This is a genomic window from Chelativorans salis, assembly GCF_025336525.1.
GTDB classification, from domain to species: Bacteria; Pseudomonadota; Alphaproteobacteria; order Rhizobiales; family Rhizobiaceae; genus Chelativorans; species Chelativorans salis.
In genome coordinates this window covers 250,313-270,481 of sequence record NZ_JAOCZP010000006.1, presented here as the reverse complement: position 1 = coordinate 270,481, position 20,169 = coordinate 250,313, and the positions used below count along the sequence as shown (strand labels likewise).

General features: G+C 63.7%; 18 protein-coding genes. 10 read left to right on the top strand and 8 right to left on the bottom strand.

The genetic code is table 11. The features are described 5' to 3' along the window. Positions 1-453 precede the first annotated feature (453 nt). The 6 genes from N5A92_RS19675 to N5A92_RS19650 all read right to left on the bottom strand — a co-directional run bounded on the left by N5A92_RS19675 (position 454) and on the right by N5A92_RS19650 (position 8,445). Complete coding sequence (locus N5A92_RS19675) at positions 454-1,638, bottom strand: IS91 family transposase (protein WP_260905639.1); 1,185 nt, start codon at positions 1,636-1,638, stop codon at positions 454-456. Between the two features lie 12 nt (positions 1,639-1,650). Next, on the bottom strand, positions 1,651-2,511 hold the full coding sequence (locus N5A92_RS19670) for a tyrosine-type recombinase/integrase (RefSeq protein WP_260905637.1): 861 nt from the start codon (positions 2,509-2,511) through the stop codon (positions 1,651-1,653). 421 nt (positions 2,512-2,932) lie between these two features. Beyond that, complete coding sequence (locus tag N5A92_RS19665) at positions 2,933-3,385, bottom strand: type II toxin-antitoxin system VapC family toxin (protein ID WP_260905635.1); 453 nt, start codon at positions 3,383-3,385, stop codon at positions 2,933-2,935. Continuing rightward, a complete protein-coding gene (locus N5A92_RS19660; RefSeq protein ID WP_252409693.1) occupies positions 3,385-3,627 on the bottom strand; it encodes a type II toxin-antitoxin system VapB family antitoxin in 243 nt (80 codons plus the stop codon). The genes N5A92_RS19665 and N5A92_RS19660 overlap by 1 nt, the downstream gene beginning before the upstream one ends. A 154-nt stretch (positions 3,628-3,781) precedes the next feature. After that, positions 3,782-6,949 carry an efflux RND transporter permease subunit gene (locus N5A92_RS19655; protein WP_260905632.1) on the bottom strand — a complete coding sequence of 1,056 codons (3,168 nt, stop codon included), beginning with the start codon at positions 6,947-6,949 and terminating at the stop codon, positions 3,782-3,784. Next, positions 6,946-8,445: an efflux RND transporter periplasmic adaptor subunit gene (locus N5A92_RS19650; RefSeq protein ID WP_260905630.1), complete on the bottom strand. Its 1,500-nt coding sequence runs from the start codon at positions 8,443-8,445 to the stop codon at positions 6,946-6,948. Before N5A92_RS19650 ends, N5A92_RS19655 begins: the two co-directional genes overlap by 4 nt. Positions 8,446-8,716: 271 nt before the next feature. Between N5A92_RS19650 and N5A92_RS19645 the strand changes: the two genes are divergently transcribed. From N5A92_RS19645 to N5A92_RS19615, 7 genes are all read left to right on the top strand, one after another. Beyond that, positions 8,717-9,547, top strand: coding sequence for a helix-turn-helix transcriptional regulator (locus N5A92_RS19645; RefSeq protein ID WP_260905628.1), 831 nt, complete (start codon positions 8,717-8,719; stop codon positions 9,545-9,547). 116 nt (positions 9,548-9,663) lie between these two features. Then, entirely contained in the window at positions 9,664-10,104 is a 441-nt protein-coding gene (locus N5A92_RS19640; protein WP_260905626.1) for an SRPBCC family protein, read from the top strand. Positions 10,105-10,119: 15 nt separating this feature from the next. Continuing rightward, positions 10,120-10,917, top strand: a complete 798-nt coding sequence (locus N5A92_RS19635) for an FAD binding domain-containing protein (RefSeq protein ID WP_260905625.1) — start codon at positions 10,120-10,122, stop codon at positions 10,915-10,917. A gap of 45 nt (positions 10,918-10,962) precedes the next feature. Further along, positions 10,963-11,445: a (2Fe-2S)-binding protein gene (locus N5A92_RS19630; RefSeq protein WP_260905624.1), complete on the top strand. Its 483-nt coding sequence runs from the start codon at positions 10,963-10,965 to the stop codon at positions 11,443-11,445. A gap of 11 nt (positions 11,446-11,456) precedes the next feature. After that, positions 11,457-12,824 carry a xanthine dehydrogenase family protein molybdopterin-binding subunit gene (locus N5A92_RS27310; protein WP_313958438.1) on the top strand — a complete coding sequence of 456 codons (1,368 nt, stop codon included), beginning with the start codon at positions 11,457-11,459 and terminating at the stop codon, positions 12,822-12,824. Between the two features lie 3 nt (positions 12,825-12,827). Next, positions 12,828-13,841, top strand: coding sequence for a xanthine dehydrogenase family protein molybdopterin-binding subunit (locus N5A92_RS27305; protein ID WP_313958437.1), 1,014 nt, complete (start codon positions 12,828-12,830; stop codon positions 13,839-13,841). A 16-nt stretch (positions 13,842-13,857) separates the two neighbouring features. Beyond that, positions 13,858-14,745: an amidohydrolase family protein gene (locus tag N5A92_RS19615; RefSeq protein WP_260905623.1), complete on the top strand. Its 888-nt coding sequence runs from the start codon at positions 13,858-13,860 to the stop codon at positions 14,743-14,745. Positions 14,746-14,766: 21 nt separating this feature from the next. Here the strand turns inward: N5A92_RS19615 and N5A92_RS19610 are convergent, their stop codons facing one another. Together N5A92_RS19610 and N5A92_RS19605 are read right to left on the bottom strand one after the other, a co-directional pair. After that, complete coding sequence (locus N5A92_RS19610) at positions 14,767-15,699, bottom strand: shikimate dehydrogenase (RefSeq protein WP_260905622.1); 933 nt, start codon at positions 15,697-15,699, stop codon at positions 14,767-14,769. A gap of 164 nt (positions 15,700-15,863) precedes the next feature. Next, the gene (locus tag N5A92_RS19605) at positions 15,864-16,271 is read right to left on the bottom strand and encodes a DoxX family protein (RefSeq protein ID WP_260905621.1); all 408 of its coding nucleotides are present in this window, start codon (positions 16,269-16,271) and stop codon (positions 15,864-15,866) included. Between the two features lie 361 nt (positions 16,272-16,632). Between N5A92_RS19605 and N5A92_RS19600 the strand changes: the two genes are divergently transcribed. Genes N5A92_RS19600 through N5A92_RS19590 form a run of 3 tightly spaced genes read left to right on the top strand, consistent with a single transcriptional unit; the run spans position 16,633 to position 20,158 of the window. Next, positions 16,633-18,924, top strand: a complete 2,292-nt coding sequence (locus N5A92_RS19600) for a bifunctional salicylyl-CoA 5-hydroxylase/oxidoreductase (RefSeq protein WP_260905620.1) — start codon at positions 16,633-16,635, stop codon at positions 18,922-18,924. After that, a complete protein-coding gene (locus N5A92_RS19595; RefSeq protein WP_260905619.1) occupies positions 18,924-19,688 on the top strand; it encodes an SDR family NAD(P)-dependent oxidoreductase in 765 nt (254 codons plus the stop codon). Before N5A92_RS19600 ends, N5A92_RS19595 begins: the two co-directional genes overlap by 1 nt. Continuing rightward, positions 19,682-20,158 carry a MarR family winged helix-turn-helix transcriptional regulator gene (locus N5A92_RS19590; protein WP_260905618.1) on the top strand — a complete coding sequence of 159 codons (477 nt, stop codon included), beginning with the start codon at positions 19,682-19,684 and terminating at the stop codon, positions 20,156-20,158. The genes N5A92_RS19595 and N5A92_RS19590 overlap by 7 nt, the downstream gene beginning before the upstream one ends. Positions 20,159-20,169: the final 11 nt, after the last annotated feature.

Sequence of the window (20,169 nt, the reverse complement as noted above, 5' to 3'; positions counted from 1 at the left end):
AACACGTTCGCGAAGATCATTGGAAAGAGGTGCTGTCATCAGATGCTGGCCTCCTCTCCAGCCAGCATCTTGAATCACAAAACAACAGCCACGGGAATCTGGAGGCTTCTGTGAGGTCCGCAGGCACGACGGAGCGGCCGGGCTGGGTTGTCGGACCTCATTGCAAGCCGGATTGAACGGAGCCGCAGGCCGGACTGGCGCTATGGGGATTGTAGCGGGAGCGGAGCGATGTCGCGGTTCGAGATTGACGGTTGCCAGCAAAGTGCGACGGCGTGGCAGGGCCCGTGCCTGGCGGCGGCAGCGTCCTTGGGCGATGATGTGGGACTATCCGGCGGCTGCCGGCGGCGCGACCGGGGCGAAATTGCCGCGGCCCGCCGCACTGATCGAGATCAGCCATGCCGACGCGGATGGCGTCGGGTGGGGTCTTCGGTGATGTGGACGCGCCCGGCATGATCATGAGGTATCGTTCCAGAACGGGCTCGGCGGCGGTTGCCCGCACCGCCAGATGGCGAGCGTGATCATCGGCTCTCCGCAGCAAGGGCAGCGATGCGCTGGGCCAAAGGGCTCTGCGACGGCACTTTCAGTCCCGGGTTCAACGTCGTCTTGCTGCGGCGTGGCCAGCAGCCTGCGGCACAGGTCGAGCCTGGCGGCGCGATGGCCGTTGGCGAGGAAGCCGTAGTGGCGAATGCGATGGAAGCCATCGGGCAATGTGTGCAACAGAAAGCGCCGGATGAACTCGTGGGCGTCGAGCGTCATGACCTTCGTCCTGCCGCCACGGCGATAATCCTTCCAGCGGAAGGCGACGCGATCGTCCTCCATGCTGATCAGCCGGGAATTGGCGATGGCGATGCGGTGGGTGTAGCGGCCGAGATAGGCCAACACCTGCTTTGGACCGCCGAAGGGCGGCTTGGCATAGACCACCCATTCCCGGCTGCGAGCTTCGGCAAGCAAGCGGGCGAAGGCATCGGGCCTTGCCAGGTGCGCGAGATCGCCGAAGAAGCCCAGCCGCCCGCTATCATAGACCGCTCGCAGTTCCTCGAGAAAGAGTCGACGAAACAGGCGCGACAGCACGCGCACGGGCAGGAAGAAGCCCGACCTGCATGAGACCCAGCGCCTTCCATCGAAGGAGATGCCGCCACCCGGCACGATGCAATGGAGGTGGGGGTGGTAGGTGAGGCTCTGGCCCCAGCTGTGCAGCACCGCGATGAGGCCGATCTCGGCGCCGAGATGTCTGGTATCGGCGGCGATCCTGCGCAGCGTCTCGGCCGCAGCCTTGAACAGGATCGTGTAGACCACCGACTTGTTCTGGAAGGCGATGGCGGCGATCTCGGCCGGCAGGGTGAACACCACGTGGAAATAGGGAACCGGAAGAAGCTCATTCTGCCTAGCGGCAAGCCATTCCCGACAGGCCTGACCTTGGCATTTGGGGCAGTGCCGGTTGCGACAGGAATTGTAGGCCACGCGGATCGTTCCACAGGAGCGGCAGCCCTCGACATGGCCGCCGAGTTGGGCCGTCCGGCAAAGCTCGATCGCACTCATCACACGCCGCTCGACGCGTCCGAGACGGCCGTCATTGGAATGTCGATACGCATCGCCATGGCGGCGGAAGATGTCCGCCACCTCCAGTCTCGACGACATGGGCGGGACCGATCAGCCCGGCGGCACGACCTCGATGTTCAGCCGATCGAGCGGGCTGGTCGTGCGCCGGATCAGGCCGTTCGACACCCTGGTGTAGCGGGCCGTGCTCGACAGATTGTTATGGCCGAGCAGAACCTGGATAATGCGGATATCGGTGCCGTTCTCCAGAAGATGCGTGGCGAAGCTGTGCCTGAGCGTGTGGACCGTCACGCGCTTGTCGATGCCGGCGGCGACCCGCGCCGAGCGGCAGGCCGAATACAGCACCTGCACGTCGATGGGGCGATTGGCGCTGCGCCCGGGAAAGAGCCAACCCTGCGGCTTGGCCAGCCGCCAGTAGACACGCAGGATGCGCAGGAGCTGCGCCGACAGCATCACGGTGCGATCCTTGCCGCCCTTGCCGTACTCCACCCGGATCACGCCGCGTTCACTGTCGATGTTGCCGACCTTCAGCCCAACGGTCTCCGATGCACGAAGGCCCGCGGCATAGGCCGTCGTCAGCGCGGTGCGCGTCTTCAGGCTCGGCACGGCCTCAAGGAACCGGACGACCTCGTCGGCGCTCAGCACCACCGGCAGCGTGCGCGGCGAGCGGGCATAGACGATCCGCTCCGGGATCTCGGCATGGCCGAGCGTCACCCCGTAGAAGAACCGCAGCGCGCACACTGTCTGGTTCAGCGCCGGCCACGAGACCCCGGTCGAGACCAGATGAACCTGGAAGGCGCGGACGTCCTCCAGACCAAGCCGGTCCGGCGAGCGGCCAAAATGGCGGGAAAACTTTGCCACCGCATGCACGTAGGATCGTTGCGTGGCCGGCGACAGATTGCGGATCGTCATGTCCTCGATCATGCGCCGGCGAAGAGGGCTCAACTCGGCCATCTCAGTGCTCCTGTTCCAAAGATTGCGCTTCAACAGCCGCAATCCTTCCAACAGAAGCCTCAACCGCAAACCGTCCCACCAACTGCCGCGTTAGCGGCTTCGTTCAATCCCAAAACGATTCAGACAACCAGTGAACCGCTCTAGCTCCCCTGATGCGTGGGTGTCGCCCCGTGGAAAAAAATGCCCCGGCCAAGACAGGGGCAAGACGGTGTGACAGGGAGGTAGTCGCGGCTCATTAGAACCATGCGCCGGTAGTGAGAGCTACCCTACTTTGGTGCCGCCCCCGGATTAGCGCCACCCATGAAAATACGCCGGCTAACCGTAGTGGCGCCAATGTGCGCCGTCGGGCGGGGAGGAATCTTTCTCAAGGATCGAGTAGAACCCGACCTATTAGCAGCGAGAAAGTTTCAAGCCCATACGCTCATGCGAGGTCCGTTTGCGCAAAGTCGTCGCCCTTGTAGATCAAGCCTATGCGGTAGGCTTTGGCGCAGGCGTAGGCGAAGCAATCTCCGAAATTGAGGTCGGCCGGGTGCCCGACGGCTTTGCCGTAGGTCATGGCCGCTTCAATCGCCTTGTTGCCGATCTCGTCGGCGACGGCGACTTCGCGCGCGGCGATCTCGGTCACGAACTCGTTGACCAAATCGTGCGCGGCGGCGAGCATGTCGGCCGTCGGCTTAACGTTTGCGCGCCGGCGATCGCCGGCCGCGCGTGCGGTGGCACCGGCGACGGCCTTGGCGACGGCAAGCGATGCCTCGAAGCGGACGAGCGGCGAGATATAGCATTGGCCTTGCACATCCTGGAAGCGCTTGGCGATTTCCTGCCAGCCCTGCTCTTTGTTGAGGATCGCCACGATCGCGGAGGCGTCAATGAACATCAATCGCCCCACATTTTGTCGGTGTATTTCTTCATATCGAAATCCGGATTCGGCAGGCCGAGAGCTGCGGCCTTGTCCTGAAGCTTGGCGAGGCGCTGAGCAAGCGGAATGCTTTGGCGGCTGCGCTCGATCTCATGCTGCAGCGCTACGCGCACGGCTTCCGTCTTGGTGCGTGCTTTGGTAAGCTTCTGAAGCTCGGACGCCAGGGCGTCAACGTCGTCATCACGAATGAAGAGCGGCATGTGGATATCTCCTAAGAGATATCCGTATATCCCAAAATAGATATTCCCGCAATGGAAACAGGACAGCCCCGCGGGCGGCGATCCACTGCGACAAGTGGGTGCGATGCAGACTTCCAACGCGGTGGCAAGCGAAGACAACCAATATGAGCAGGAGCTATTCCGCGGCCTCCGCCTCTCGACCGCGCCAGCGCCGGTAAAGACCGGACAGACGCTCATGCGTGCGATGGCCGAGGAGCAGCATGCAGGGGGTCAACATCAGTGTGAGGAAGGTGGCGAAGGCGAGGCCACCGGCGACTGTCGTCGAAAGCTCCGTCCAGTATTGCGTCGAGGGCGCGCCGTACTGGACCTGGCGCCCGATGAGGTCGATGCTAAGGCCCAACACCAGCGGCATGAGCGCCAGGATATCGGTGACGGTGGTGAGCAGCACGGGGCGCAAGCGCACGGCCCCCGTGCGGATCGCCGCTTCGACGACGTCAAGGCCCCTAGCGCGCATTTCATTATACATATCGATCAGCACGATGTTGTTGTTGACGACGATGCCGCCGAGAGCGATCACGCCGATGCCACTCATGACGATGCCGAAGGGCCGGCCAGTGATCAGAAGTCCGATCAGCACCCCAGCAATGGAGAAGACGATGGCGCTCATCACCACAACCGCCTGAAAGATGCTGTTGAGCTGGGTGACGAGCACCAGGAACATGAGCGCGATGGCCGTGGCGAATGCGGAAAGCAGGAAGTTGCGTGCCTCGTTGATCTCCTCCTCCTGACCGGCGAAGTGCGCCTCAACGCCTTCGGGAAGGCCAGCCTCGTTGATGGCCTGGCGCAGTTCCTCGGTCTTGTCGGCCGGCAGCTCGCCCTCGGCCACATCTGCCTCCACCGTGACGACGCGCTGGGAATCGACGCGGTTGATGATCCCGGTCTTGCTGGCTGGTTCAATGGTGACGAAGTTGGTGATTGGAACCTGGCCGCGCTCAGTGGGAATGGTGAGCCGCGTGAGGTCGTCCAGCGTGCGCTCACGTGCAGGAAAGCGCACGCGAACGTCGACTGGCTCCTCCACGTCCGGCGGCCTATACTCGGCAAGCTTAAGGCCCTGGGTGAGAAGCTGCACGGCCTGGCCCAGCGTAGTCACATCGGCACCAAAGCGCGCAGCGCTCCTGCGGTCGACCTGGATGCGCCATTCAACACCCGGCACGGTGGTATCGTCCTCGACGTCGGTGAAGCCGCCCAGTTCCTGCATGAGAGCGCGTACTTGCGCCGCCGCCTGCTCCATCGTTGCCATGTCGGAGCCGAGAAGGCGCAGCTCGATAGGTTTGCCCTCGGCCGGTCCCGTCTGCTGCTCGTTCACCGCAATGACGATGCCGGGGATATCGGCGACGCGGGTTCTCACCTCATCGATGATCTGGGCAGCGCGACGACGCCTGTCCCAGTCGAGCAGATCGAGTTGCAGGACGCCGATCGTATCGACCGAAACGTTGCCCATCTGTGTCCCGCCCCTCGCTCCGCTCTCGATTGTGCGCGCGTAGATGTGCCGGATTCCCTTTGTGCCGAGAATGGCATTCTCCACTTTACGCACCAGTGCGTCCTTCTCGTGGACGGACAGATTGTCCCGCGCCTTCACCGTGGCCTGAATGAAGCGCGGCTCGATTTCGGGAAAGAACTCGACTCCGCGACCGAGGAATGTGTAGCCCACCACGGCCAATACGAGGACGGCGAAAGTCGCCGCGAGCGTTGTGCCCGGCCAGTCGAGCAGCCGGCGCAGGGCTGAAACATAGGATCGCGTGAAACCGCCGACTTCGGCGAAATCGCCGCTTTCGGCCGCGGCCAGCGCTCTTTCCTCCTCGGGCGGGCGCGAGGTGCGCTGGCCGATGAGGCCGCCGAGGACGGGAATGAATATCAGCCCCATGGCGAGTGAGGCGGTCAAGACGATGATGACGGTGATGGGCAGGAACTTCATGAACTCGCCCACCACGCCAGTCCAGAAGAGCAGCGGGAAGAACACGGTAAGCGTCGTCAGAGCGGAGGCGAATATGGGCCAGGACATACGCTTGGCGCCGGCCCGGTAGGCTTCGTTTGGCGGCATTCCGCCGGCCATTCGGCGGTCGGCGAGTTCCGTCGAAACAACAGCGGCATCAATCACCATGCCGAGTACCAGGATAAGGCTGAACAGCACGATGATGTTAAGCGTATAGCCCATCCCCCAGATGATAATGATGCCTGCAAGGAACGAGCCGGGGATAGCAAGGCCCACGAGCAGGCCGTTGCGCCAGCCGAGCGAAGCGACGATGATGATCATCACCAACAACACGGCCGCCAGCACGTTGTTCTGCAGGCTGCTCAGCGTCTCGCGCACTTCCTCGGACTGGTCTTGGAGGTAGGTGACCACCACGCTTTCAGGGATGAGATCCTGCCCTTCCTCGATGACCGCCTTCACCGCCTCCACGGTCTCGATGATGTTGGCGCCGATACGCTTCTTCACTTCCAGCCCCACCGCAGGCTGGCCGTCGATGCGCGCAAAGCCCGTGGGATCTTCGAAGCTGCGACGCACGACCGCCACGTCGCCCACGGTCACCACGGCGTTACCCGACACGGTGATCGGGATTCCGCGAACGTCGTCGATATCCTCGATGACACCAGGTACCTTGAGGGTGAGCCTGCCGGCGCCCGTGTCGATCGAGCCGGCGGAGACAAGCTGGTTATTGCGCTGGATGCTGGTGAGAAGCTGGTCGAAAGGCACACCGTAGCTTTCGAGCGCGGTGGGATCGACCAGCACCTCGAGCACTTCCTGCCGGGCACCCCCGATATCCACCTCCAGGACGTCGCCGAGTGCTTCCAGCCTGTCCTGGAACTCCTCCGCAAGATCGATCAGCGCACGCTCGGAGATCGGGCCGGAAAGCATCACGGTGATCACCGGAAAGAGCGCGACATTGACCTCCTGCACCACCGGCTCCTCAGCCGTCTGCGGCAACTCTGCGCTGGCACGGTCGACCGCCTGGCGCACGTCCTCTTCTGCCTGGTCGGCATCGAAGCCAGCCGTGAATTCGAGCGTGACGGCAGCGTACCCCTCGGCCGCGACCGAGGACATCTCGTTTAGACCCTCGATCGACTGCAACTCGGTCTCCAGAGGCCGAAGAAGGAGGCGCTCGGCATCCTCCGGCGAGATACCTTCGTGCGGCACCGACACATAGATGATGGGGATAGGGACGTCGGGTGCCGATTCCTTGGGGATGACCACATAAGCAAACGAGCCGACGATGAGGATCATCACGAACAGGATCGCCACCACCCGATTGCGATTAAAGGCCGCGTCTATGACGGTCCTCATGGAGCGCCGCCCTCCGCGCTGCCGCCATCTACCCCTCCCTGATCCTGTTGCTGGCCGGTCGCACCTGGGGTCTGCGCCGGCTGCTCGTTCGGCGGTGCCGGGACGGCCGGCGCGGTAGGCGAGGCCTCTTGCGCCGGATTCGTTAGTGTCGAACCGGAGCCCGTCGCGGCTCCGGGCTCCACTTCGGTGTTAGGCGCCTCTTGTTCTGCGGCTACTGCCCCGCCGGGCTGCGTTCCGCCCAGTGGGCTTTCGGCACCGCTACCGGAAGCCGCCCCGTTTCCGGATGAGATCGCGCTGGTCATAGCCGCATTGGCAGCCGGACCCCTGCACAGTTCCTCGGCAGGCGGCGCTTCGGCAAGCTCTTCCACCCCGTCGAATTCCTCATCCGCAACGGTAGAGGTGGGCAGCGGCGCGCGTCCGATCTGGCGTTCCGGCCCGTCCTCGCCCTCCTGCACGCGCACGCGCTCACCTTCGCGCACGAAGCCCTGCCCGGTGGTGATCAGACGCACCTCCTCCGGCAGTCCGGCAATCCAGATGCCGTCCTTGCCAGTGCGCACCATCTCGACGGGGTGAAAGCGCACGACGTTTTCCGTGTCGACGGACTTCGCGCCGAGCTCTCCCGCCTCGCTCAGCGACAGGATCGCCGGCGAAACGAAATGCCCCTGAGCCTCTCCCGTCGGTAAGCGGATCTCGGCGCTGACCACCGACGGGACTTTCCTCTCCTCGTTCGGCACGCGGATTTCGACGCGGAACGTGCGCGTCTCCGGGTCACCCGCCGGCGCGACATAGCACACCCGCCCCTTGGCAAGCGCCCCGGTGGCAAAGCTCACCACCGCCTCGCGCCCCACATCGACCCGGCCGACGTCGCGCTGCGAGATTTGGGCGGTGACACGCAGCGGCGCGTTGTCGACGATACGGACAATGTTGGTTCCCACCGGCGTGGTCTGCCCGCTGTTTACGTACAAGTCGCTGACGATGCCTGGAATGGGCGCCTCTATGGTCGTGTCGCGAATGTCGGAGCGGACACTTTCCAGCGTCGCCCGTGCGCTTTCGAGCTGCGATCGCAGCTCGCGCACCCGTGACTGGGTGGCGAACCCTCGGGCCTCCAGCTCGCGTATTGCGGCCAAATCCGCCTCCAGGCTCTCGACCTGGGCCTCGGCGCTTGCAAGTTCGCTCTCCCGTGCCTCCGGCCGCACCCGCGCCAACACTGTGCCGGCCTCGACTTCGTCGCCCTCGTCCACCTCGATTTCCGCCAGTGTGCCTTCGGTGGACGATATGACGTCGACGGTGCGGTATGGCTGAGCAACGCTTTGTGCATAGAGGTACTGTGGAACCGCCTCGGCCGCCGACGAACGCACCTCGACCAACGTCGGCTGCGGAGCCTCCGCCGAGGGTGCCTCATCCTCTTCCACGTCAGTCCCTATGAACAGCCCGCTGGCAAGCCACGCGGCGACCGCGGCCGCAATACCGATCGCAATCCAGGTGGAACGTCTCAAGAAAGGGCCTCTTTGGCGCCGAAAACGGTGAACCTTGCAGTCTAACCGCCACCTCCCTCGTCGGTTCCGCGAAGCTTATTGCAACAAGTCGTCCTGATGCGGCATGGATCGCCAGATACCGCGCAATTGGGTGCACCGTTTCGATGCCGCCGGATGGGGCGGATTCAAGCCGCGATAGGCTGCATCCGGCGGCTTGTTCCCCGGCTTGACTGATTCCCGAAGCGCGACGAGAATTTCGCCAAAACGGCTCTGAGAGGCCCGGGAGGAAACAATGACCAGCTCTATCAAGCTGTTTGATGGCGCGTTCGGCTATGTCTCGATCCTGAACGTGGCGAGCGATCTGGTGACTCACGCCCACGAGGAAGTTCACATCATCATCTGGCTCGCCGGCGCGGCCGGAGAGATGACGGTCGGGAACGAGCGCGTGCGGCCCGGCCAGCATGTCGCAGTGGGCGTCAATTCGCTGCAGCCGCATTGTCATGACTTTCCGGCCAACGGCCAGGAAGGGCGATTTCTTGCCTTCTATATCGATCCGGACTGGATTGCCGGCCGCAGGGGCAGCCAGCGCGAGGAAAGTGTCTTTGCCGCAAGTGCTATTCCCACCGACAGGCACTTGAACGAATCCGCCTTCAATCTCCTCGAAAGCCTGACGGGCGGCGACATGCCCGCTCATCTGGTTGAATACGAGACTGAGCACTTCATCGACTTGATGTTCGATACTGCCACCTCGCAGCAACGGCGCAGGAGTGCGCGCGCTCGCGTGGCCGCACGGGATCATCGCGTGCGAAAGGCTGCTGCGCTGATGAAAAGCCACGTCTGCGAGCGGACCTGCCTCGACCAGGTCGCGCGCAGCGTCGGCCTGTCAAGGCCGCATTTCTTCGCGCTGTTCAAGGAGCAGATGGGGCTCACCCCCAATGTGTACTGGAACTCGATGCGCATGGCCGAGGCGGCGCGTCAGTTGCGCGCCTCGGAGCAGTCGCTGATCGACATTGCCTGCGGGCTCGGTTTCTCCACACAGGGAAATTTCTCGCGCTTCTTCCGCGACCATTTCGGGGTGCCGCCCAACGCCTACCGTTCGGCGGCGCGCAAACTTCGGCAATAGCGCTGCCCGGCGCACATTTTCAGACTGTTTGATAGGCGTTCCAGACGCATTGATAAGTGCCACCCAGCGGGCGGGCTATGCTTCCCGTGAAGGCTTGGCAGCAAGGAGCGTTATTCATGGCAACCGTCACCGTCTCAAGCGTCATCGATGCACCGGCCTCCGAGGTCTGGGCCTGCATCCGTGACTTCAACGGCCTTCCCGACTGGCATCCACGCATGGTGAAGAGCGAGATCGAGGGCGGCCGGCCGTCGTGCGAGATCGGGTGCGTGCGCAAGTTCGAGATCGCCAGCGGCGCGATGATCAGGGAGAAACTGCTGGGCCTTTCCGACCGGGACTACTCCGTTACCTACTCCATCCTGGAAACGCCCCAACCGATATCCAATCACGTCGCCACGCTGAAGCTCATTCCCGTCACCGACGGCGAGCGCACTTGTGCCGTCTGGACGGCGAGCTTCGACGCGCCCGCCGAAGAGGCCGACAAGATCGCCAAGGGGATGGGGGCCAATGTCTTTCAGGGCGGGTTCGATGCGCTGAAGAAGCGTTTTGCGGAAGGTTGAACGGGAGGAGCAGCGATGGGCTTGAGCCTTCAGACCTATCCAACGGCAAGCGAAGCGCAGTCCGCGCTCGCCGCGTCCAATGTCCGCTACATGGGTGGCGGAACGCTCGTGGTCCGGGCCGCCAACGAGGGGGACTTGTCCTTCTCGACCATCGTCAGGACGACCGATCCCGCGCTATCGGAGATCGAAACTTCCGAGGCCGGCGTCAGGATCGGTGCTTCCGCGACGATGGGCATGGTGCTGGCACATCCGCAGCTTAGCTATCTTGCCCCAGCCGCGCGCGCGGTGGGCGGCCCTGCGGTCCGCAACATGGCGACGGTGGGCGGCAATCTGTTCGCGCCCGCCCCCTACGGCGATTTCACGGTCGCGCTTCTCGCGCTCGAGGCGAACGTGTCCGTTGCTGGCAGCGGGGAGATGGCGCTTGAAACCTTTCTGCAGGAGCGCGAGGGGCTCGACCCTTCCGCGCTGGTGACGGCTGTCTCCTTTGCACCGCCGCCGGACAGCTTCCGTTTCCTAAAGATCAGCCGTGTGCATCCGAAGGGCGCGGCCGTGCTCACCATCGCCACCGACATCCGCGAGGAAACCGGATCGATCGCCCGGGCGCGGATCGCGCTTGGTTGCATGGCTGACCGCGCTATCCGCGCGCGCAGGGCCGAAGCCGCGCTCGTCGGGCGCCCGCGCACTCAGGAAGGCATCGCGCCGGCGCTTGCCGCGGCGCTCGAGGGCATCGATCCGCCGACGGACGCGATCGCCAGCGCCTGGTACCGGCGCGAGGTTCTGCCCGTGCATCTGGGCAGGCTGCTGCTCGGCTAGGGGTAATCTGGAAAGCCTGGCCACTACATCGACGGGGAGGAAGCGATGGCAAAGATTCCGGTTCAATTCACGCTGAACGGCAGCGAGCGGGCCGAGTTCGTGGAAAGCGGAACCACACTGCTCGCCGCCCTGCGCGACAAGATGGGCGACACCTCGCCCAAGGGCGGATGCCATCAGGGCACCTGCGGCGCCTGCACGGTGATGGTCGACGGGGAATTGCGGCTGTCGTGCCTAACCATGGCGGAGACGTGCAACGGCGCGCATATCCGCACCACGGCGGGACTTGCCAACGGAGAGGTGCTGCATCCCCTGCAACGCGCCTTCGAGAACGGGTTCGCCGCGCAATGCGGCTTTTGCACGCCGGGCATGATCATGGCCGCCGCGGCCCTGCTCGAGCGCAATCCGAACCCCAGCCGGGACGATGTGGTGGAGGCGATCTCCGGAAACATCTGCCGCTGTACGGGCTACGAGCCGATCATCCAGGCGGTCCTTTCTGCCGCGCGCGCCAACTCCACTTCCGCCGCTTGAGGGAGACGGCAATGAAGCTGTCAAAAAAGTATTTTGCCGATGAACGCGACGACGACTTGGTCGAGATCGGTCAGCCGCGCCCGCGTTCCGATATCAGGGGCCACGTCACCGGCAGGACCGCCTATTTCGCCGACCGCACCTTCCCAGGCCTCCTCCATTTGAAGATGGTGCGCAGCCCGCACCATCACGCGCGCATCCGCAGCATTGACACCAGTGAGGCGGAGAAGCATCCGGGTGTGGCCAGGGTCATCACGGCCAAGGACGTCCCGCAGAACCTCTACACCATACTGATCCTGATCCAGGTGGGGCCGGAGGACGAGCACGTGCTCGCCGAGGACAAGGTGCGCTGGAAGGGCGAGGCGGTGGTGGCCGTGCTCGCAGAAACGGCGCGCGCGGCGGAGGAGGCGGCCGCCAAGGTCAAGGTGGACTACGAAGTGCTCGACCCGGTGCTCAGCATCGAGGACGCGCTGAAGCCCGACGCGCCCATCGTCAACGAGCATCACGGCCGCAACTATTATCTCTATGACAGCGGCGAATGCCGCAAGGTGCTTTTCGGTGATGTGGAGGAAGGCTTCGCACAGGCCGACCACATCCTGGAGGAAACCTACCGTTCCAGCCCCATCGAGCATGCGCCGCTGGAGACCAGCGGCTGCATTGTCGCCCCCGAGGCGAATGGCCGCTTCACCTGCTACACCAACACTCAGGCGATGTTCTTCACCCTCGACAACGCGTCCATCATCCTGCAGATGCCCGGCCATAAACTGCACATGGTTGGCGGCACTGTGGGCGGCGGCTTTGGCGGCAAGGTCGACGTGACCGTCGAGCCGATCGCCATCCTTGCCGCCAAACTCACCGGACGGCCGGTGTCTTTCATCTATTCGAGAGAGGAGGAGATGCAGGTCTCCTCGCCGCGTGCGGCGGAGAAGATCGTCATCAAGGACGGGGTGATGAAGGACGGGCGCATCGTCGCGCGCCAGGTCACGGCTTATGTGGATGCCGGCGCCTACTCCCGCCACTCCCCTTACGGAGCACAGAAGGCGGCGGCGCATTTCCCAGGGCCCTATACGATCCCCAATGTCGCGATCGACAGCTACTGCGTTTACACCAATCGCACGCCGTCGAGCGCCATGCGCGGCTTCGGCGTGACGATCGGCGACTTCGCGCTCGAGGTGCAGACGGACAAGCTGGCGCGGCTGATCGGTATGGACCCGCTGGAATTCCGCTTCATCAACGCCTATCGCGACGGCGACATGAAGGCTCATCGCCAGCCGACGGAAGGTGCCGCACTGATCGAATGCATGCAGGAGGCTTCGGTCATCGCCGACTGGCCGGTGGACGAGCGGTTCATGAAGATGTCCTCGCGTGGAAGGGAGGATTGAGCCATGGCCTTGAGACGCGGCCGCGGCGTGGCGGCAGTCAACTATCCAACCGGTATGAACCTGGGCGGCGATCCCACCCAGGCGCTTGTCCACTCCACCCCCACTGGCAGCTTCATGGTGACGCTGTCCAGCGTCGACCTCGGCCAGGGGCTGAGGACCGTCATTGCGCAGATATGCGCCGAGACGATGGGCGTGCCCACCGAGAGCGTCACCATCGACACGGCCGACACCGACACCGGCCCGCACTGCATGGGCACCTTCGCCTCGCGTGGCACGCACCGCGTCGGCAACGCCGTCGTCCAGGCGGCGCGCGAGGCGCGGCAGGTGATGCTGGAGGTAGCCGCCGAGGAGCTGGAGGTTGACCCTGCCGATCTGGAAACAGACGGCCAGGGCAACATCCGCGTGAAAGGCGCGTCGAACCTTAACATCTCGATCTTCGACACCGCGCTCGCCGCGCATTTCAAACAGGGCCGCTCCATTTCCGGCCGCGGCATGTTCCTCGTCCCGCGCTCCTATCCCGAGACCGAGACGGGCGCCATGAAACCCTCCACCTGCTACGCCCATGCCTGCACGGTGGCCGAGGTGGAGGTGGACGACGAGACCGGCGAGGTCTCTGTCCTTTCCGTCAAGAACGTCTTCGAGATCGGCCGCGCGCTCAATCCGAAAATGGTCGAGCAACAGCTTATCGGCGGCTCGTGGATGGGGATCAGCCACGCGCTCTATGAGACGACGGAGCCCTACTATCCCAACCGGACGCAAGGGCCGCGCGACTACAACGCGTATCTGATGCCCGGGCCGGGAGATCTGGCCGAGACTGAGATCGCCGTTCTGGAGCGTCCCTCCGGAGACGGCCCTTTCGGCGCCAAGGGGCCCGGCGAGATGTGCGCCAACCCTCAGATACCGGCGGTTGCCAACGCCATCTTCGATGCCGTCGGAGTACGCGTCGACACGCTGCCCATCACGCCGGAGCGCGTGCTGCGGGCGCTGAAGGAGATGGAAGCGGCAGGGGCGGGCTGAGTCGACGGAGAACGTAATGCAAAAAGCCATCGATGCCCATTTCCACATCTGGCGGCAGGAGGACCTCCCCTGGCTCGCCGGCCCCATGGTGCCGCGCATCTTCGGCCCTTACGAGCCGATCCGGCGCGACTACACGATCGGCGAGTTCCTCGACGACCAGAAGGATTCGGGTATCGAGAAGGCCGTCTATGTGCAGACCAACTGGGCCAGGGAGCACTTCGAGGAGGAGGCGGCGTGGGTGCAGGCGACGGCGGAGGAGACGGGATGGCCGCACGCCATCGTCGGCTATGCCGATATGACCGTGGATGACATTCGCCCGCAGCTCGACCGCCTTAAGCGATACTCGCTCGTGCGCGGTGTGCGCATGCAGCTTCACTGGCACGAGACGCCGGAATACCGCTTCGCCCCCTCGCCGCACCAGGTCGTCGACCCTGCGTTGCGCGCCAACATCGCGCGTCTGAAGGACTACGGCTTTTCCTTCGATCTCCAGCTCTTTCCGGGGCAGATGCGCGATGGTGCCGCCCTGGTCGCCGAGAACCCGCAAACGCAGTTCATCCTGACGCATACGGGCATGCTCACCGACATGCGGCCCGAGACGATCGCCGAATGGGAGGCAGGGCTGCGAATGTTGGCTGCGCACCCCAACGTTTCTGCCAAGCTTTCCGGTCTCGGCACCTTCATACACAGGAACGCCCCTGAACTCATTTCCTTCGTTGTCACCAGGTCAATGGACATTTTTGGCAGCAGACGGCTGATGTTCGGCTCGAACTTTCCGATCGAGAAGCTGTGGACGGATCATCTGTCGATGATGAACGCCTACCGTGACGCGGCCGCATCATACTCTGCGGAAGATCAGGCCAACATCTTCTGGAACACTGCCGAGCGCGTCTATCGGCCGGTGTGAGGGTCGGTTTCCGGACTGCCGCTATGCGGCGGGCATAGGGTCAAAGCCCGCAAAGGCGGCCTTCATCCGCTCGACGTCCGGCTGGATGCCAGTGAAAAGCTCAAACGCGCGCACCGCCTGGAACACGGCCATTCCTTCGCCCGACAGCGTGCGGCATCCGAGGCCGCGGGCATGGCGCAGCAACGCGGTTTCCAGCGGGAAGTAGACGATGTCCGCAACCCAGTGCCGCGGGGCGACATGCTTGGGCCTCAAGGGCATTCCCGGCAGCTTGGCCATGCCGACAGGGGTCGCGTTGACGATGCCGGCGGCTGCGCCCGCTGCGGCCGCCACATCCTGCACGCTCTCTGCCCGCTGCGCTCCGAAGCGGGCCTTGAGACGCGCCGCCAACTGATCGGCGCGCTGCGGCTCGGCATCAACGATCAGCAGGCGGCCAATCTCGCAATCCAGCAGCGCATGCCCCACGGCAGCGCCGGCGCCGCCGGCACCAAGTAGCAGCACTTGGTCGCGTTCCACCCCGTCCATGCCGCGGCGGAAGCTCTCGCGGAAGCCCCATACGTCCGTATTGTGGCCGAAGCGGCGGCCGTTCCTGAGCACCACGGTGTTGACCGAATTCACTTCGCGCGCGGCTGGCGACAGCTCATCCAGCAGCGGCAGGATCTCCTGCTTGTATGGAAAAGTGACGTTGAAGCCGGAGAAGCCGAGATGTTCGGCGAAGGTCAGGAGATCTGCGAGGGAAGGCTGCGGCTCGCCCATCAGCTCGGTGTCGAGGAGACGATAGATATAGGAGATGCCGCGTGCGCGCGCCTCCGCCTCGTGCATCGCCGGAGTGCGTGAGAGCTGGATACCCCGACCGAGCAAGCCGACAAGTATCGCACAGCCATGCTCGTACACACGTCCCGTGGTCGAGAAAGGCTCGCTTGCCCGTGCCGCCTCCAAGCGCTCTCCTCCCATCATCGATCCGCTCCTGTCTCAGCGCGTTGACCGCAGTTGTGGTCGCCCGCCGCGCAAGCACTCAGACCCACGTTGTCGGCAAAAGCCCACTCTAGTGCAATCGCGGAGGATATCTACACGACGGGATCCAGATAGGAAGGAGTACGGGTTGAAACTCTCTCTTGTGCTCAGGGCGCCGCAAGGCCACGTCCGCCTCGGGCAGCATCGACGCTCCACGCTCCGCCTCCCGCGAAGAAGAAGTAGAGGAAGATGAAGCTGAAGAGGATTGCCGCGTCGCCCTGGTTGAGAATCGGATAGAAATTTTGCGGTGCGTGCGCCATGAAATAGGCGACAGCCATGTCGCCGGACAGAACAAACGCAACGGGCCGCGTGAAGAACCCGACCGCGAGCAGTATGCCGCCGATCACCTCGATCAGGCCCTGAACCACGAAAAGCCCGGACAGTTCCATGGGCTCGGGGGCGGGCGGAAAATTGAAAAGCTTCTGGGTTCCGTGCTCCAGGAACAGTAGCGCCGACATGATTCTCACAACGCTTAGCCACTGCGGCGCCCAGGCCGAAATCCGGTCGATATTCATCAGATCGCCTCCTTTGTGGCCACCGGTAATGCCACCTAGCAGGGGTGGATACCCATGGTTTTGCGATTTGCACGCCTCTACGGAGAATGACATGATGCACAGCACGAGCCGCAAACCAAGCAAAGCCCTTTCACAGTCGCGTGACATCCGCACGGGGCGGCGGGCTGGTATACGAAGCTCCAATACTCGCTGTGATCGGTTCCAACGCCGATCCCGTGTGGCGGAAGGCCGCGATGCGTCGATATTGACTGCCATACGCTACGATAGCTATCCCGGCTGTCAGCCCAGATATTTTAGGCTTGAAATATATAGGCTCCGGTGCGATCCTGCCTCAGGCTTTCGTCGAGAGTGAGGATATCGAATGAAGGTTGCGGTTCTGGGAGGCGGTCCGGCCGGCCTTTACTTTGCGATCTCGATGAAGCTGCGGGATGCCGGCCACGAGGTCACTGTCTACGAGCGTAATCGTCCGGACGACACCTTCGGCTGGGGGGTCGTCCTGTCGGACGAGACGCTTACCAACCTGACAGCCAACGACCCCGTGAGCGCCACTGCGATCCGCGAGCATTTCGCCTATTGGGACGACATTGCCGTTTTCTACCGCGGCACGCGGACGGTCTCGACCGGCCACGGCTTCTGCGGCATCGGCCGCAAAAAGCTGCTCGTTCTCCTGCAGGAGCGGGCGCGCGAACTCGGCGTCGATCTGCGCTTTCAGACGGAGATAGATGATCCACGCCCCTTCATGGAAAGCCATGACATCGTCCTCGCTGCCGATGGCCTGAACTCCAAGTCGCGCACCGTCTTCGCCGAAGCCTTCCAGCCCGATATCGACATCCGCAAGTGCAAGTTCGTCTGGCTCGGCACGCATCAGAAATTCGACGACGCGTTCACCTTCATCTTCGAAGAGACGGAACACGGATGGGTCTGGGCGCACGCCTATCAGTTCGATAATGACACGGCCACGTTCATCGTCGAGTGCTCTCAGAAGACGTGGGAAAAGTTCGGCTTCGGCGAGATGTCGAAAGAAGAGTCCATCGCCACCTGCGAAAGGTTATTCGCCGCACACCTTGGGGGTCACAAGCTTATGTCCAACGCCAGCCACATCCGTGGCTCGGCCTGGATCAATTTCCCCCGTGTGCTGTGCGCGCGCTGGTCCCACGAGAACCTGGCGCTCATGGGCGACGCGGCGGCGAGCGCGCATTTTTCCATCGGCTCGGGCACAAAGCTCGCGCTTGAAAGCGCCGTGGCGCTGGCGGACTACCTTCACTCCGAGCCGACGCGCGAGGCCGCCTTTGCGAAATACGAGGACGCCCGCCGCACGGAGGTGCTGAAGCTGCAGTCGGCGGCGCGCAACTCGCTCGAATGGTTCGAGGACGTGGAGCGCTACCTCCATCTCGATCCGGTGCAGTTCAACTATTCGCTGCTCACCCGCTCGCAGCGCATCAGCCACGAGAACCTGCGCTTGCGCGATCCGGAATGGCTGGGGAGTGCCGAGGCGTGGTTCCAGCACCGGGCGGGGAGCAACGTGAACGGCGCCCGCCCGCCGATGTTCGCGCCCTTCCGGCTGCGCGACATGCGGCTGAAAAACCGCATCGTGGTTTCGCCCATGGCCCAGTACAGGGCGGTCGACGGCTGCCCGACCGACTGGCATTTCGTCCACTATGCCGAGCGCGCAAAGGGCGGGGCGGGGCTGGTCTATATCGAAATGACCTGCGTGACGCCCGATGGGCGTATATCGCCCGGCTGCCCCGGCTTCTACAAGCCCGAGCACGAGAGCGCCTGGAAGAGGATCGTCGACTTCGTCCATCGCGAGACCGAAGCGAAGATTTGCGCCCAGATCGGCCATTCCGGCCCGAAGGGCTCGACCCAGGTTCCCTGGGAGGATTCTGAAGCGCCGCTCGTCTCCGGCAATTGGCCGCTGCTCGCGCCTTCGGCGGTCCCGTGGAGCAATCTCCATCAGATCCCGAAGGAGATGACGCGCAAGGATATGGACGACGTACTCCACGCCTTCGTTGCCTCTGCCGAGATGGCCGACCGCGCCGGCTTCGACATGCTGGAACTCCACATGGCGCACGGCTATCTTTTGTCGGCCTTCATCACGCCGCTCACCAATCGGCGCACCGATGACTATGGGGGCGGCCTGGAAAACCGTATGCGCTACCCGTTGGAGGTGTTCCATGCGGTGCGTGCGGCATGGCCGGATGAAAAGCCGATTTCGGTTCGCATCTCGGCGAACGACTGGGTTGGCGAGGAGGGCATCCGCCCCGAGGACGCGGTGGAGATCGCCCGCATGCTGCAGGCGGCTGGCGTCGATATCTGCGACGTATCGGCCGGACAGACCTCGCTTCGGGCCGAGCCCGTCTATGGCCGCATGTTCCAGACCCCGTTCTCGGACCGCATCCGCAACGAGACCGGCATGGCCACCATGGCGGTCGGCAACATCTATGAGCCGGACCATGTAAACTCGATCCTGATGGCGGGACGTGCCGACCTAGTGTGCCTCGCACGGCCGCACCTCGCAGACCCCTATTGGACGCTTCATGCCGCCGTCGAGCTCGGCGATCGCCACGTCAGATGGCCCGATCCCTATCTTCGGGGCCGTGAGCAGGCTTACCGGCTTGCCGAACGGCGGGATGCCATGCTGGGAAAAGTGTGATGGCGGTGGTCGTCGGCAAGCACGCGCTAGTGACCGGCGGTGGCTCGGGCGTCGGAAAGGCGATCGCCCTGACGCTAGCCGATGCCGGCATCCAGGTCACCATCTGCGGCAGGCGTATCGAGGCGCTGGAAATGGTTGCTGGGGAGCACCCGCATATCCACGCGATTGCCGGGGATGTAACCGATCAAGCCTCAATGGACCGGCTTTACCGGGATGCCGAGGCAGCGCGCGGACCAGTCGATATTGTCATCGCAAATGCCGGAATTTCGTCAAGCGCCCCAGCCGCCAAGACCACGTTGGATGCCTGGAAGAAGACGATGGACGTCAACCTCACTGGCGCGTTCGTCACCGTCCAACCCGCGCTCGAGGGAATGGCTGCACAGAAGAAGGGCCGCATCATTTTTGTTGCCTCCGTCGCGGGTCTCAAAGGCTATGGCTATGTTGCGCCGTACGTTGCCTCCAAGCACGGTGTGGTCGGCCTCATGCGCGCGCTCGCGGTGGAGTTTTCCAAGACGGAGATCACGGTGAACGCCGTCTGCCCAAGTTTCGTGGAGACGGACATGCTCGCCGAATCTGTCGCCCGCATCGTCGAAAAGACCGGGCGTTCTGAGGAAGAAGCCCGCGCAAGCTTGATGGCTGCCAATCCGCAGGGCAGGTTCATTCAGCCGGAGGAGGTGGCTTCGGCAGTGCTCTGGCTCTGCAGCCCGGGTGCGGCCTCGGTTACCGGCCAGACCATATCGATTTCGGGGGGTGAGACATGGTGAGCGCGCCGCTGGCGGTGGCCGATGCAGGACCGGGTGACAAGGAGCGCCTGCGCCTCTGGATCCGCATGCTGCGCACCACGCGCATCGTGGAGGCGGAGTTGCGCGAGCGGCTCAAACGCGAGTTTGATTCCACCCTGCCGCGTTTCGACGTCATGTCGGCGCTCTATCGCGAGCGCGAGGGTATGCTGATGAGCGACCTCTCGCGTTTCCTGCTGGTCTCCAACGGCAACGTCACGGGCATCATCGACCGGCTGGTGGCTGACGGCTATGTGACGCGCACCAAGCGCGAGGGGGACAAGCGCACCTCGGTGGTGCGCCTGACGCCGGCAGGCATGGGCGCCTTCAAGAAGATGGCTGCCGCCCATGAAAGTTGGATCGCCGAACTCCTCGGCGGCGTAGACACATTCGAAGTGCACCGGCTTTCCGAAATGCTCCACGCATTCCGCAGCAACTGGGAGGGCGAGCATTGACTCCGACTAAG

Excerpts from the sequence above, each read along its gene's own strand:
- N5A92_RS19675 (WP_260905639.1), bottom strand. The coding sequence starts at position 1,638 with ATGTCGTCGAGACTGGAGGTGGCGGACATCTTCCGCCGCCATGGCGAT.
- N5A92_RS19670 (WP_260905637.1), bottom strand. The coding sequence starts at position 2,511 with ATGGCCGAGTTGAGCCCTCTTCGCCGGCGCATGATCGAGGACATGACG.
- N5A92_RS19665 (WP_260905635.1), bottom strand. The coding sequence starts at position 3,385 with ATGTTCATTGACGCCTCCGCGATCGTGGCGATCCTCAACAAAGAGCAG.
- N5A92_RS19660 (WP_252409693.1), bottom strand. The coding sequence starts at position 3,627 with ATGCCGCTCTTCATTCGTGATGACGACGTTGACGCCCTGGCGTCCGAG.
- N5A92_RS19655 (WP_260905632.1), bottom strand. The coding sequence starts at position 6,949 with ATGAGGACCGTCATAGACGCGGCCTTTAATCGCAATCGGGTGGTGGCG.
- N5A92_RS19645 (WP_260905628.1), top strand. The coding sequence starts at position 8,717 with ATGACCAGCTCTATCAAGCTGTTTGATGGCGCGTTCGGCTATGTCTCG.
- N5A92_RS19640 (WP_260905626.1), top strand. The coding sequence starts at position 9,664 with ATGGCAACCGTCACCGTCTCAAGCGTCATCGATGCACCGGCCTCCGAG.
- N5A92_RS19635 (WP_260905625.1), top strand. The coding sequence starts at position 10,120 with ATGGGCTTGAGCCTTCAGACCTATCCAACGGCAAGCGAAGCGCAGTCC.
- N5A92_RS19630 (WP_260905624.1), top strand. The coding sequence starts at position 10,963 with ATGGCAAAGATTCCGGTTCAATTCACGCTGAACGGCAGCGAGCGGGCC.
- N5A92_RS27310 (WP_313958438.1), top strand. The coding sequence starts at position 11,457 with ATGAAGCTGTCAAAAAAGTATTTTGCCGATGAACGCGACGACGACTTG.
- N5A92_RS27305 (WP_313958437.1), top strand. The coding sequence starts at position 12,828 with ATGGCCTTGAGACGCGGCCGCGGCGTGGCGGCAGTCAACTATCCAACC.
- N5A92_RS19615 (WP_260905623.1), top strand. The coding sequence starts at position 13,858 with ATGCAAAAAGCCATCGATGCCCATTTCCACATCTGGCGGCAGGAGGAC.
- N5A92_RS19610 (WP_260905622.1), bottom strand. The coding sequence starts at position 15,699 with ATGATGGGAGGAGAGCGCTTGGAGGCGGCACGGGCAAGCGAGCCTTTC.
- N5A92_RS19605 (WP_260905621.1), bottom strand. The coding sequence starts at position 16,271 with ATGAATATCGACCGGATTTCGGCCTGGGCGCCGCAGTGGCTAAGCGTT.
- N5A92_RS19600 (WP_260905620.1), top strand. The coding sequence starts at position 16,633 with ATGAAGGTTGCGGTTCTGGGAGGCGGTCCGGCCGGCCTTTACTTTGCG.
- N5A92_RS19595 (WP_260905619.1), top strand. The coding sequence starts at position 18,924 with ATGGCGGTGGTCGTCGGCAAGCACGCGCTAGTGACCGGCGGTGGCTCG.
- N5A92_RS19590 (WP_260905618.1), top strand. The coding sequence starts at position 19,682 with ATGGTGAGCGCGCCGCTGGCGGTGGCCGATGCAGGACCGGGTGACAAG.